The sequence below is a fragment of the Bdellovibrionales bacterium genome (genome assembly GCA_016714165.1).
Taxonomy (GTDB): domain Bacteria; phylum Bdellovibrionota; class Bdellovibrionia; order Bdellovibrionales; family UBA1609; genus JADJVA01.
Genome location: JADJNU010000002.1, coordinates 987992 through 1001719, shown reverse-complemented (window position 1 = coordinate 1001719; position 13728 = coordinate 987992). Strand labels below are relative to the sequence as shown.

The 13728-nt window shown below is 45.7% G+C and carries 11 protein-coding genes, 1 pseudogene and 1 riboswitch; of the genes and pseudogenes, 3 read left to right on the top strand and 9 right to left on the bottom strand.

Annotated elements, in window-relative coordinates; translation table 11 throughout:
* The first annotated feature begins 97 nt into the window (after nucleotides 1–97).
* Complete coding sequence (locus tag IPJ71_16145) at nucleotides 98–1006, top strand: hypothetical protein (GenBank protein MBK7845188.1); 909 nt, start codon at nucleotides 98–100, stop codon at nucleotides 1004–1006.
* 261 nt (nucleotides 1007–1267) lie between these two features.
* On the opposite strand, the gene IPJ71_16140 is transcribed toward IPJ71_16145, so the two are convergent.
* The 7 genes and pseudogenes from IPJ71_16140 to IPJ71_16110 all read right to left on the bottom strand — a co-directional run bounded on the left by IPJ71_16140 (nucleotide 1268) and on the right by IPJ71_16110 (nucleotide 8143).
* On the bottom strand, nucleotides 1268–2086 hold the full coding sequence (locus tag IPJ71_16140; GenBank protein MBK7845187.1) for an energy transducer TonB: 819 nt from the start codon (nucleotides 2084–2086) through the stop codon (nucleotides 1268–1270).
* 115 nt (nucleotides 2087–2201) lie between these two features.
* Nucleotides 2202–4037 carry a TonB-dependent receptor gene (locus tag IPJ71_16135; GenBank protein MBK7845186.1) on the bottom strand — a complete coding sequence of 612 codons (1836 nt, stop codon included), beginning with the start codon at nucleotides 4035–4037 and terminating at the stop codon, nucleotides 2202–2204.
* 69 nt (nucleotides 4038–4106) lie between these two features.
* Nucleotides 4107–4242, bottom strand: a riboswitch (cobalamin riboswitch).
* A 26-nt stretch (nucleotides 4243–4268) separates the two neighbouring features.
* A pseudogene (gene nagZ / locus IPJ71_16130) lies at nucleotides 4269–5435 on the bottom strand (beta-N-acetylhexosaminidase).
* 55 nt (nucleotides 5436–5490) lie between these two features.
* Nucleotides 5491–5706, bottom strand: coding sequence for an ABC transporter permease subunit (locus IPJ71_16125; protein MBK7845185.1), 216 nt, complete (start codon nucleotides 5704–5706; stop codon nucleotides 5491–5493).
* A 3-nt stretch (nucleotides 5707–5709) separates the two neighbouring features.
* Complete coding sequence (locus IPJ71_16120) at nucleotides 5710–6324, bottom strand: ABC transporter permease (GenBank protein ID MBK7845184.1); 615 nt, start codon at nucleotides 6322–6324, stop codon at nucleotides 5710–5712.
* Nucleotides 6321–7241: an ABC transporter permease gene (locus tag IPJ71_16115; GenBank protein ID MBK7845183.1), complete on the bottom strand. Its 921-nt coding sequence runs from the start codon at nucleotides 7239–7241 to the stop codon at nucleotides 6321–6323. The genes IPJ71_16120 and IPJ71_16115 overlap by 4 nt, the downstream gene beginning before the upstream one ends.
* On the bottom strand, nucleotides 7238–8143 hold the full coding sequence (locus IPJ71_16110; protein MBK7845182.1) for a hypothetical protein: 906 nt from the start codon (nucleotides 8141–8143) through the stop codon (nucleotides 7238–7240). The genes IPJ71_16115 and IPJ71_16110 overlap by 4 nt, the downstream gene beginning before the upstream one ends.
* A gap of 176 nt (nucleotides 8144–8319) precedes the next feature.
* On the opposite strand from IPJ71_16110, the gene IPJ71_16105 reads away from it, so the two are divergent.
* Nucleotides 8320–10290, top strand: a complete 1971-nt coding sequence (locus tag IPJ71_16105; GenBank protein ID MBK7845181.1) for a Tad domain-containing protein — start codon at nucleotides 8320–8322, stop codon at nucleotides 10288–10290.
* 338 nt (nucleotides 10291–10628) lie between these two features.
* A complete protein-coding gene (locus IPJ71_16100; protein ID MBK7845180.1) occupies nucleotides 10629–11561 on the top strand; it encodes a hypothetical protein in 933 nt (310 codons plus the stop codon).
* Nucleotides 11562–11598: 37 nt separating this feature from the next.
* Here the strand turns inward: IPJ71_16100 and IPJ71_16095 are convergent, their stop codons facing one another.
* Together IPJ71_16095 and IPJ71_16090 are read right to left on the bottom strand one after the other, a co-directional pair.
* A complete protein-coding gene (locus IPJ71_16095; GenBank protein MBK7845179.1) occupies nucleotides 11599–12627 on the bottom strand; it encodes an NDP-sugar synthase in 1029 nt (342 codons plus the stop codon).
* Nucleotides 12624–13673 carry a phosphotransferase gene (locus IPJ71_16090; protein ID MBK7845178.1) on the bottom strand — a complete coding sequence of 350 codons (1050 nt, stop codon included), beginning with the start codon at nucleotides 13671–13673 and terminating at the stop codon, nucleotides 12624–12626. The genes IPJ71_16095 and IPJ71_16090 overlap by 4 nt, the downstream gene beginning before the upstream one ends.
* Nucleotides 13674–13728 lie beyond the last annotated feature (55 nt).

Here is a 13728-nt window from a genome sequence, read left to right as displayed (position 1 = left end):
CCGAACTCGATCCTGAAATCCAGAGATTTAGTTCAGCCAGGTACCCTTTGACAAGTCCTCACATGCTTTTTGGAACTAAATGGCTGAAAATCCCGATATGACAAAAGTAAAATTGAATGAAGAATCCTTTGGCTTTTTGATTTTTAAAATCGCGATCCTCCTTTGTTTTTTGGGCTTTGGCTCTCAGCTTGCGCACGCACAGTATTTTACAGGTCCCATCTCATCAGCTTTAGGTGGCACGGGTCGCGCAGCCACAGAAGCTGAGGAGGGGCAATTTCTGAATCCCGCCATTCTTCCCCACGCAAGAGAGTTTTCCTCGGCCATCTTTTATGCCGATGGAGAAGTGGGAAAGGGCTTAGGCGAAACAGTGATGGGTATCGGATTTATCGATAATACGGAGGGGGTCCTTGTTCCTGGGGGATTCAGCTATCTGAAAAAGAGACGGACTTTTGCGGGCGGACCTCCGGTAGATGAGCAATATGGATTGATTTCTATCGGTGGGTTTCTTGCCAAGCACTTTACTGGCGGACTCTCCGTTCACTATCGAGATATTGTTGAGAAGGGTGGTTTGAACCTTTCAGTCTGGAACGGTTCCATCGGGTTTTTGTTCGCTCCACAACCTGAATGGGGCATAGGCCTAACCTGGGATCATTTTCTTACAAGGGACAGTGATAAGTTGCCCAGGCATCTTCGGGATTTTCCGGTACTTGGACTTGGCGCGGTATATCTTTATAATGATATATTCCGATTTAGACTTGATGTGGCGAAATCCTTGGAGAGAGATGTTCAGAGTAAATATCGATTTGGCTTTGGGATTGAGACTTTTACCAGCAGCTTTCTGGCCGTTCGAGTCGGAACGGAGAGGGATGAAATAACGGACAGAACTTTTGTAACGGCCGGTTGGGCGTTTGCAGGTCCAAGATTAAAGTTGGATTATTCCTTCAAAAAAGACGTCGGGAATGGCAACGGAGCGATGCATAGCGTTGACTTCCGGGTTCCATTTTGATAGGTTCCGCGCCTCAAACTACTGTTAACCAAACTTTACCCCCATTGGAGGAAAGATGGCTTCTCCCACGAAGAAGACAACACGAATTAGAAAACAGAAATTAGCTGCTAAAGGCCGTAAGCGTAAGGCAAAACAAAGAACTCAGGGGAGCACTAAATCAAAAGCAGCGCTTTTTGGTGATAAGTAAACAGGTTCATTCTATTTTTCTTCCTTATTCCATTGAGGCATTTACTGATGAGAGAACCCAGCAGGTCTTCCGTTTCATTTTTTTGGAGGCTGGGAGTTTTGCGTCAGCATAAAGGTCACTCGATGGTATGTTCTTCCTTCTTGTTGAGGGAGATATCGAAAAAGAGACACAGCATGAACTGCTTCTTGGTCGAGAACCTCATATCCTGAGGAGCGTGTGATTTCGATGTCTGAAACACTTCCCTCTGGGGAGATGTTATAGGTCAGGCCAACGGTGCCTTCCCATCCCTTCTGTCGCGCAATTTGGGGATAGACAGGTTGTTTGTTTCCTGGATTTTGTTTCAAATCAGAATTGAGTCGAGTTCCTGCGGGAAGAGCTTCTTCTTCGTTTGCCAGTTCGGTTCCATTTCCGTTTGCTGTTATCTCTTCAATTGGACCGGCGTCTTTTTTAGGTTCATTTTCTCCAGGGGACTCATTTGTTACTTTCTCTTCGGTAGCTTCTTTTGCCTCATCAGCAAAGGAAGGAGCTTTGAGATTCTCAGAAGGCGCAACGGGGTCTAATTTCTTTTCTTCTGGAGCAGTCCTATCATCTTTTACCGATCGCATTGATTGCGCTGGTTGTACTCGCTGTACTGGCTGCATTGGTCTCTCCAATTGAGCCGGCGATGGTATTGGATCGGGCAATGAAACGGGTGTCACTTTCTTCTGATCTTCTGGTGCCCCATTGGTTATTTCTATTTGGGTTGGACCATTTTTGTTACCTTGAAGAAAGCTCAATTGGGGGGGGAGTGCTAATATCAAGTAGAGAATTGCTCCGTGTAAAGCCAAAGAAATCGCAATAAATCCGATGGAATAGGTCTTTTTTCGTTTTGGAATTAGGTTCACAGTGTTCATGGCACTATCCTTTAAAAATGAGAGCTCGCTTCGCCCTGAGGTAAATTGGTTCAAAGATCGTTCCAAGACCTAAATCCCAAAGGAAATAAAAAAACATTGCGGTAGGGCCAGTGTGCTACATGATTTCCCACGATAATTTAGCGAGTATAGAGACTTGCCGTTCGGGGTAACCCACCTGCCGTTCGATTGGTTTATCCAAAATATTGAGTCCGGAGACCGAGGCATTCCAGCCTTTATGGTGCCATACTGCGCCCAAATCAACGAGATAGGTATTTCCAAGGTCGACCACGGGGCTTGAGCTATTCAATTGATCAGGGTAGGAGCCGATATATGTCAGCTTTGCCCATCCTTGCCACCCTTGCGCCAATGAAACCTTCGTTTCAATTGTGCCAAGAAATTTCGGAACAAGGTTCAGGCTTCTTTTTGAATCAAGGTTCTCGCTTTCAAGATAGGTGAATGAGAGAGTCGTCATTTGAAATGCTGTCGACAGATTTATCAGGCCCTCGGCTCCGAAAACAACAGCTCCGCTTCGATTTTCGGTTCGGTATTTTCCTTCGACAAATTCATATTCAAAATAATTCTGATGGAATGTTCTGAAAATTGAGATGCTGTGATCCAAGCTCCAATCGGGAAAGAGCACAGTTGGTTCTGCTTTTGTAGCATAACCAACTTCGAGTTGCTCACTTTCTTCTGGTTGCAAATTTGGATTGCCAAGACAGAATGAATTTTGACAATAGCGATCGACCAATGTCGGATTACGGTACCCTTGACTGAAGGTTATCCACTTGCTCAGGGTATTTGTGTTCTGAAACACGCCAAAAGAACTGGTCAGCTTCTTGAATTTTTCGGAATATCGAACTCCAGGCTGTATCGAGAGCTCAGATGAAATTGGAATTTGGAGAGTTCCACCGCCTTCAATTTCGGTTGAATGGAATGGCCCCTCAGATAGGTAACTTGCCTGATACTCGTCGTAGTACTGATCGAAAAAAACTTGTGAGGCCCAAGTTGAGTTCGATATTGTGGAGAACTGAAACGATTGGAAAATTCGATCTGTCCGTGTCGCACTAAACGAGGGCATATCTAAGTCATATTTCTGATCAGAACGTATTCCTGATAGATTCCAAACAAATGAGCTCATTGAATTTAGTTCGCGATTCAGAGAGAGTCCAAAAAGACCTATTTGGTTGTCAATCAATCCACTTGGAGGGGTTAGGCTTGTTGTTGGAGAATCAATTCGGGCAGGGTAATTTCCTTTTTTCTCGGCATATAGGGCGATTTGTTTCACTTTCCATTTTTTGAGTGAGGTCTCATTGCTAAGAGTGTAGCGATTTATTTGTTTGTCGTTATGAAGGCGAGTTCCAGTGACTCCATTGGATAAGACTGTAAAGGGATAATTTCCGTTGTCAATTTGCCTCATTACGGAGACCTGTCCTCGTCCTTGTCCACGAAATGGATAGGGAAGAATTCCCTGTGTGGTAGTAAGTCCAAGGCTGTCAGTGCTCATCTGGATCTTCGGATGGGAGTGAATTTCAGTTCGGTTATTGATCACGCCTCCCAATGCGGATCGTCCATAAAATGCGGAAGCCGGCCCGCGAATAAAATCGCTTGATCCGACTATCTCTTCGGGTATCAGTAGACCACTGGGACCCATCCCATCACTTAAATTGAGTGGAATCCCGTTAAGGAGTAGCAAAGTTCGATCACTTTTTACAGAACCGCGAACAGATATTGCGGGTATCCCTTCTTGGCGACTATCAATGCCAGGCTGCCCAAGAATTCGACTCCACCAATTCGAGTGGCCGTCTAATTCTTGGGTGCTTTGACTCTCATGGTGCGGCCAAAGGCCGCTTCTTTCAGAAAATGGTTCAATACGTGGTGCTGTGATCAGATCTTCTGATTCAATCGCAATATTCTTTGCGTGCGCGACGGATTTTCCAACGAAAAGGAACATTCCAATTCCTGCATAAACTACTAATCTGTGAATAATTAGAGAACGAGATGAGTCCATGTGTACTACCTGCTCGGGTTAAAAATTAATGGCGAGTAGTCGGACTTACAAAATTAAAAAACTTTGATCACCGTTGCGGCACAGTCCCGGATTTACACCGGAGTTCCCTCGAATCCACTGGGGGTGGATGATGGCAGAAAAATAAATGCTCGTCAAGGCTGCTGGAATTTTGGACTATGTTCCGAGGAGGTCAGCGGGAACACTTCCTTCAACGACGGATTTTGCGAGACGAAGATGGTCTGGGTGCCCTACCAATTTCTCAACTTCCGACATTGGAAGTGGGTCAGGCTGAGTGAGTTTCTCTTGTTTTAAGGCAATAATTTTGGAATAGGCTTCCTTCAAGTGGGCTTCATCAAGCTGTTTCGAGGCGAGAGCCTGGTAGGTCATTTCCAGAGATAGAACCTGCTGATCAAAGTCATTACAAAACAGTAAGATATCACATCCTGCCTGAAGAGCTAAGATCGGCAGCGCTTTGACATCATAGTGATTGGTTAGGGCCTTCATTCCTAGATCGTCGGAAATGACCAAATTGCGATATTTCAACTCTCCTCGCATAATTTCCTGGATAAATTTCTTTGAGAGCGTGACCGGAAAGTCTGGATCAATATGAGGAAATTTAATGTGAGCCGTCATCACCATATCGAGGCGAGCACGAAAGGTTTTCTTAAAGGGTATCAGGTCCACGTTCATCAGTTCGCTGAGTTGCGCCTCTTCAATTGGCAAATCATCATGGCTATCGATGAGAGTTCCGCCATGTCCCGGGAAGTGCTTAGCGCAAGGGATTACACCACCTTTTATAAATCCTCGAGCCAGAGCAGATGCAATCTTGGCTACCACCTCAGGATCTGAGCTAATAGAACGGTCTCCGATCACTGCATTTTTAGGATTGGTTAAAACATCGACGCAAGGGGCATAGTCTAGGTTTATCCCAACAGATCGCATTTCTTCTGCCATCATTTGGGAAAATTTGAAGGCAACAGAAGTAGAGTCGAGAGATCCCAATTTTGCAGCAGCTGGCCAGCGAGTGAAGGGCGGTTTCAATCTCGCAACTCGTCCTCCCTCCATGTCCACAGAAATGAACAAGGGTGTCTTTTCAGGAAGTCTGTGACGAAGACTCTGGATTTAACTGCACAACTTATGAATCTGCCCAACCGACTCAAGATTTCGGTCAAAAAGAATAACTCCGCCAATATTGTTATCAATGATAAATTGAGCTTCGTCAGAAAGCAGCTCTTTGCCTTTTAGACCTATAATAAAGTGCTGTCCAATCTGCTTTTTCACGTTTTCTCCTGAGCTTAGGTCCCGAGTAAAGAATTGAAGGATAATTTTTAATTCCACCATGTAATGACTTAAAAGGCAAATGGTCCCAGATACAGAAATGAGGGGTATTGAGAGTCTAAGATTCCGTTCGACGTGGGTCGAGGTAATCTCTCAAACCGTCCCCAATTAAATTAAAGCCAAGCACAAGAATCAGAATAGCGGATCCAGGAAAGATGCTGATGTGAGGAGCCTCAGTAAGAACGCGGCGTCCAGCATTAAGTAAGGCGCCCCAAGTTGGACTCGTCGGGGGGGCCCCCAGGCCTAAAAAGCTAAGGCCTGATTCCGCAATGATCGTTCAGGCGATTGCAAAAGTGGAGTGGACAATCAATGGCCCTGTAAGATTAGGCCAAATATGTATAACTGTCTGACGAAGTCGACTGCCCCCGAGAGCCTTGACGGTTTGAATAAAATCACGTTCTCGTAAATGGAGAATCTCTCCTCGAACGAGACGGGCGTAACCCGTCCAGGAGCTTAAACACATGGCAATGATTACGTTCTTTATAGAAGGTCCTAACATTGCAATCAGAGCGAGGGCGAGAAGAAAACTTGGAAAGGAATACACGATATTAATAAAGCCACATATGCAGCCATCTATCCACCCTCCAAGAACCCCGGCTAACGATCCAACGACAAGGCCGACGAACAAACTTACGACGACGACTGTGATCCCCACGCCCAAACTTATCCGTGCTCCGTAAGCGACCTTTGCGAAGACGTCGCTGCCATTTTCGTCCAACCCGAAGGGATGTTTGATGCTGGGACTCGCAAATCGCTCAGAAAGAGACATATAATTGGGGTCCTGTGGAGATAGAACCGGAGCAAACAGCGCAAGCAGAAGAACCAAGGAAACCATTGAAGCTCCACAGAGTCCCAGTCCCCTCGGGGACCTCATCCAATTCAGGAATTTCATGTCAATCTCACTTTAGGATTAGCGAAGCCGTAAGCGATATCGGTTGCTGTATTTACCGAGACATAAATGAGAGAAATTAAGAGTACACAACCCTGCACGACCGGGTAATCTCGACTTTGAATGGCTTGAATGAGAAGAGTTCCAATGCCGGGCCAATCAAAAATAGTCTCCGTGATCACCGTTCCCGTGAGGAGAGCTCCCACCTGCAGGCCCACGATTGTTATCAAGGGCATAAGAGCGTTTGCGAGGGCGTGCTTTCCGTAAACGTAGAATGGGGTTAATCCCTTTGCCTTGGCCACTCGTATGTAATCTTCTCGAACAACTTCCAGCATAGACATGCGGGTCATCCGACTAATCACTGCGCAGATGGGGATGGCCAAACTCAGTGCTGGCAAGATGAGGTGATTGAGCCCCCCTCTCTCACTGACGGGAAATAAATCCAATTGCAGGGCAAAGACCCAAATCAATAAGGGTCCAAGAAAAATTCCCGGAATGGACATGCTCAAGAGCCCGGTCAAAGTGACAACATGATCTGGCCAGCTCGATCGGCGAACGGCCGCTCCGACCCCCAGTGGAACACCGGCGAGGAGAGCAAAAAACATGGCGGCACATGTAAGTTCCAGGGTTGCAGGAAAGCGTTCGAGAAGTTCAGCAGAAACGGGCTGTCGTTTGTGAAGAGATTTTCCAAGATCAAATTTGACCACTCTCTTTACGAACTCAAAGTATTGAATATGGAGGGGGAGGTTAAGTCGCAAATCGGCCCTGAGAGCCTCTTTATCGATAGCGGAAGCCTGCTCTCCAAGCATGATATCAATAGGATCTCCAGGGACGAGATGAATCAAAAAGAAAGTCAAGGTACAGACTCCGAGAACGACGGGGAGTGACGCGAAAACTCTTTGGATGAGAAATTTTATCACTGTCCCATCCTTTTTGGATTCTCTGTGGGAGCGGGCACTTTTGATTCTCGAACTTCAGTTTTTGTCGGAGCGATGGTCGGTTCTGAAGAGCCCGTGAGCGAATGAACTGTACCAACTGGCACTTTCCCAAAAAGCAATTTAAGAGTGCTGGCGGGTAGGACAAATCCCTGAGTGGCATCATTGGCTTTTGGGACAAGTTCAGTTGATATGTTTTGCAAGGGAGATTGAGTGCCGAGAACTTCGCCCTTATCGGTGACAAAACTGATAAATTGAATGGATTTAAAGGTATTGATGATTCTAAAAACTTTCTTATTTAGAAAAGTTTGCTCGTCCTTAATAAAAGCTTCTCCGTCGTAGCTCTCTGCATCTTCTTCGGCAACAGCGGGATAGTTGAATTTCTTTCCGACAGAGTATGTTTTTTGAAGCATAAGATATCCAAGGAAGGTGCTCAAGAATGTGCCCTTTGGAATTTTCTTGGTAAGAGTCTGTGCTGGACTTTGAGACTGAGACTCCGGATTTCTTTGAGAAACAAGAGCTTTCATGATGGCACCGTCAAATTTGGCATCGATCGTTTTGATCATCTGGGGTGTCGTCACGGTGTACTGATAAGAGATGGGCTGGAATTTGTCGTCTGCAATTGCTTTGAGACTTTCAGAAATTATTTTTGGGCTTGCGGACGCCGATTCATCGGGACTATTCATTTGGATGAAATAGGTCGATTTAAATTGCTTTTTATTGATATCAAATTCATAGCGCTGAATAAAAAATCCAACTCGGGAGGTTCCTCTCATCACCTTGTAATAGCCCTCAAACATAATTTCCGCCTGAGCCTGTATTTGGTGTGAGGCAAAAAGTCCGAGACCAAAGAGAAGCATTACAAGGCGATGCCGAATCTGGACCATGGTCGATTGTTCTCCTAAGTGATTTGTTTAGTCTGGCTTTGAGAGTCGTCACTGTCAAAAAGTTTGTCATCAGGTTACCTCATTTGGTTCTCTTTTAGGTCTTTTTTTTCAGTTTTTTTGCTATGATTTGAATGGGTGGATGTTTGCTTTCATTTGGTTGCGGAGGATTACTTTTCATGAGAATGACTCCTAACGAGAGAGGACAAACGGCGATTTTCGTCGCAATGATTTTTCAAGTGCTTTTTGTCTTGTTCGCGATGTCGATTAATGTGGGTCTCGTTGTTCATGACAAAATTAATCTTCAGAATTCAGTGGATCTTGCAGCCTACTACGCAGCACAAAAACAAGCAGAAATTCTCAATGCTATCGGACATTCCAATTACCAGATTCGCCAGTCATGGAAGCTCTTGGCCTGGCGCTATCGCGTGTTAGGTACTTTGGGAAAAGACGAACATCCCGTTCGAAATAATATTACGTCTGATACTCTTTATGCCGACACTGAACGTCCTACGACCTGTGTGACCTATTATCCTATCTGGAAAGGGGTTGCAGAAAATGAGAACCTCTGTCGGCGGAGTTTGATCAATATCCCTCCATTGCCGAACGTACCTGTCATTGCTCCCTTTTTGGGAATCAATGCTGTTATTTCGGCCCTTTCGATTTCATTGATAAATCAATACAATGGTCAATGTCAGCGACATGGAGCCTACAATTGGTGGTTTGCGGCTTCTTCGATGATGGCATTTAGAATTGATCAGTCGCATAGGAAGAGATCCATTTTTGGTCTTGCCCAAAATCTATCCGGAGGTAATCCCGAGGATTTTCTGGATATAAACGGAAACTCTGTTTTTGCGGGGGTAGCGAAAACTTTAGATAAAAATTTAACTTTTGCAAACAAGACTTCAGCGGGTGGAGTTCAGATCCATCTCTTTAACTCACTTCACAATGTAAGAAGAGAGGAATGGCTTCCTGAAGTCCAAACGATCCCGACAATTATCTACACGGATGTCGACAATTCAGTGGGCTGTAAGTCTATGGCGGTCTTAGTTGAAACGCCTCCACAGATTGCTGAAGCGAGAAATTACGCCCTCAATGTTCTCGGAGGCAATGAGATTTTGCCTTGGGTGCAGTCGGAGCCTCCCACAACGCACATCATGCACATGTCGATGGGGGTTGAAAAAAACCCCTGGTTTATGGCTTACGTGGGAGTCATGGCCGAAACACGACCCCGCCAGATATTTTTTCCCTTTGGGCCAGCAATCAGTTTGAAGGCGAGGGCCTATGCGAAACCCTTTGGTGGACGCATTGGTCCCTGGTATCATGCGAGTTGGCCGCGTTCCTCAGCTGTATCGGTGGGGCCGCGCACTGATCCTCTCGCTCCCCCGCGCACTCAGCAAAACGGCATGCTGGACAGCCCAAGTGATATCACTCGGTTGCCAAATTATTCGCGGTTTCCTGGAGATCAGTTGGGATTGAGATCGGGCCTGGCTCTCAACGGTTTAAAGGATCTTTTGGCATTGCGAACAAGCTTCGATGAGTACAAGCAAACCTTTCGAGGTATGGTGCCGGGTGCTCCCAATGATCCGCTCGCCTGGGATTATGATCTTGATCAGGTTCCACCCGTTCGGAGATACGAACTTTCAGCTATTTCTCCCGACTTATTTGATATTACTTACTATGGAATAGAACCGAACTTTTCGGCAAATTATTTTTCTCATATTTTCCCCAATTTTTCAAGATTTCCATTTCCTCCAGAGACTATTTTTCGTCCGGATTTGGGTTTCCGAGGAGGCGCTATCAATTCGTACTCTGTCCAGGATCAGATGAGCGACGCCGCAGCCTTTGGCAAGAGGCGCTTTGATTCTTTTTATTTCGTAAGAGAAAAGGCTCATCTTTTGACGAGTTGGGCCCCTGCAAACCAGGCTCTTAATTTTGAGTTTCCAGAAAATTTCGGGAAGTGCTCACTTCCCGATGACGATATGACGGTTAGGGTTCCTGGGTCCTGTGCTGCTGGTGGAGGGAGGACGGGCTACTCTGTCAAATTGGTGAGTCGCGATGCCCTTGTTTCGGGAAATCATGCAATTGGCGGGGTCTCTGAACCAGCCGGGTCCATCTTGAATCCCCCTCCAAATCAAGATGGCTGGTAGAATTGGCAGGAGTTCGAATTCATTGGTAAAAGCCCTTGCAACATTTCTGCAAATCTTTTGAAGAATCCGGGTTGTACTTAACCACACGAAATCAGGCTGAGAGATTGGACAACTTATCTATATTCGATTTGGATCTGTCTCAATTTGAGACAAGCTGATCTCATTATGTGAATAGAATGTCTCGATATGGAGCCATTTGAATTATACTAAAAGTGGGTCGAGGTATCCTGAGTTAGACGTTGGTTGCCGTTCATTGTTTGACTGTAAGTAGATCAATCTATGTGCAGACGAAAGCCATCCGTATTCAATGGCAAATCTGGGCAAGAAGGTGGGACCTTATGAAGGTGTATTTAATATTTCCATTAATGAAGAACGTCTTATTGGCATCCCTCATTTTCTGTTCATTGGTGGCTCACGCGACATCAGGTACTGAAGGTGGTGGTATAAATGAGGGCTCTAAACAGGGCTCCAGCTCTCAAAATATGGGAACAATTATTAACTTGGCAGCTGGAGGTACCTTAGCGGCGATCTGTGCGACTGAGGGAGGAGCATGGGCTTGCCCGATGGCTGCGATGGCTTTTCTCCAGGCCGCAACTCAAGCTGCAGCAGCGGGAGATTCTAACAATGTTACCGATGCGACCAATTACAAACCACCGACGGATACTGGAGGCGGCAGTGGCGGAGGCGGTGGTGGCAACGGCGATGGCAGTGGAGGCGGCGGCAGTGGCGGAGGCGGCGACGGTGGTGGCGGTGGCGGGGGATTCGAATCAGGAGGAAATCCAATTATTGACAACAATTTGAGGGAACTGGAAAAAAATGGTTACAAGGTAAACCCAACAGCCGGAACAGTTACGACCCCTAAGGGCGTATTCCCTACAAGTGCTTTTAGTAGCGCAGATTCCATGGCAGCGGCAGGAATGGACCCCAGTCAAGTAGCTGCGGCTCGCAAGGGACTAGAGGCTCTTAACAAGGAATTGGCGGAAAAATATGGTGAAGGCCCAAGTGTTGTAGCAATGGGAGTTGGCGGTGCCGGAGGTGGCGGGTCTGGCGTAGAGTCCGGTGAAGGCGGGGCGGCGAACGGCTCTGATCCCATGGCCGCCTATTTGGCCTCGCTAAAGAATAAGCTCAATCAAAAGCGAGATCCGGCCAGCGTTGCAGGTATGCAAAAGATGCTTGGAGGAGAGCCTATTGGCGTGAAGATGGACAACATTTTTGAGATGATTCATCGGCGTTATCAGAAAAAACGCAAGGCGAATGTGTTTATCGAATAGGAACTCGGAGAAAAAATCTTTGCTATTTGGTAAATCTTCAGAAGATGAGGCAATCCGATACTTCTTGCTGAGGTTGAATCACAACTTCCGATCCAATCACTGCTTTATCTATCCTGGCATTTTCGTTAATAATTGAGCGATCTCCTATCACGGCAAAATTATGAACAGTGGCGCGATCCTCGATGATTACGTCGTCACCGATGAGACAATTTCCGTTGAGGGCGGCAAGGGATGAAATCTTGCTGTTTTTCCCACACCAGATCCCTTTTCTATGTTCTCTTATTTGGGGACGAAAATTTTTTATAATTTTACGCAGGCACTGGCCGAACAAGTCCTCCTGACTGAGAACTTGGAGGCAATCTTTCGTGGCCGATAGAAAATCGGTCTCAGAGCCTGTTTCAAACCAAAGCATTTGTTCCTCAAAAACGCGTACAGGATCGCCGCCTCTGATTGCAGTCGTGAGGCAGTCGTAAAGTAAATTCAAAGGGATTTCGCCTGGGATGTGATCAAAGATTCGATCATTCAAGCAAGCTAATCCAGTGTAGTGATAGGCTTTTACGGAGCCGGGGAGAGCCAGTTTCCCAAATCCAATGACTTCATCGTGGTCATTAACCCACACCCCACCAAAGCGAGATCCCACTTCGCTGTGGGTACAAACAAGAAGAGTCGCGATCGCTCCCGTTTTTAGGTGATTTTGCCACAGGTTTGTTAGTCCGGAGGGCGCGATCATAACCTCATCGCCGTTGGAGACCAGAAAATTTCCTTGGCCACGAAGAAATTTCTCAGCTTTCTTAATGCCCCCGCCGCTGCCAAGTATATTTGGATATTCATATGTGAATTCCAATTTCATATTCTGTTCAAAAGGAAGCTGTCTGGCCGCGAAGTGAATTGATTCAGGTGCATGGTGCGTGTTGATGATGAGCCTTTTGACTCCCACTTGGGAAAGGTAATAATGAGAATAGCCAAGTAACGGAATATTCAGAAAAGGCAGAGATGGTTTGGCGCGATTGATTGTATGAGGTCGAAGTCTTTCGCCAAGACCGGCAGCCAATATCATGGCATTCATATCTTTTCGAAATCCATTTGCGAAAGTTGACTATCTCCCAAAAGGAGTTTGAAAGATTGGTATTCTGGAAAAAAATCAAGATAATCTAAGACCGTATTGATTGTGTGATGGATGTATTTGAGGTATCGAGTATCTCCACGGATGTTGTAAAAACTTGAAAAACTCCCGCATGCCTTAAAGCACCTTTGTACGCTTTGCAATCGAAAGACTTCGTCAAATTCATCTCGTGAAATGCTTTGCCCGTAATCATCACGGCATCTTGTCAAATAGTACTGGAGCACTTTCTCCATGGAACTCTTGTCCAGATCAACGTAGGAATCATGAAGGAGACTGACTAAATCGTATTGTATTGGACCAAGTCGAGCGTCTTGAAAATCAATTACGCGCATCTTTCCTAGTTTGATCATGAGATTTCGACTGTGATAGTCTCGGTGGGAAATAAATTTAGGTCTCTTATCGAGCAATGAGCAAATTTCAAAAAAAACGCGCTGCAACTCTTTTTCTACCAAAGGAGAAAGATGCATTTTGCCAAGCTTTTCAATCAGGTGCTCTTTTCCATAGTTCATTTCCCAAAGAAACTTAGCGGTATCGAAGGCTATTCCGAAGGCCGTACATTCATCTGTTCGATCTGAGGTCGCCGTGTAATGTATTTTCAGCAATTCGTCCACTGCCTGATAATAAAAGGGAATTGCCTTGTCCTGGCTCTGACTTTCCCAAAATTTTCTTTCGAGGGTCAGGTCTCCCAGGTCTTCAAGTAGAACAAGGCCATCCTTTCCTGAAACAGATTTGACATAAGGAACCTGGATCGCATTTTTAGAAAAATGGTTGAGAACTGACAGAAAGGGATATTGATTGTTATTGACAAATGGTTCCCACTCCATGAGGACCCAAGACTGGTCATTGAGTATGACTCGGTAGTAGCGCCTGCTGCTGGCGTCACCAGCAAGTGGAACTAACTGAAAATGTTCTGTTCCCAGAGAATTCGTTAAAAACGATAAGAGGTCATGCGAAACAGCTTCTGGAACTAAAGTGATTACATTCTTCATTGGTGTGCACTCATCAAACAAGATAATCTAAATGCCGAACTGACAGATCTAGTTT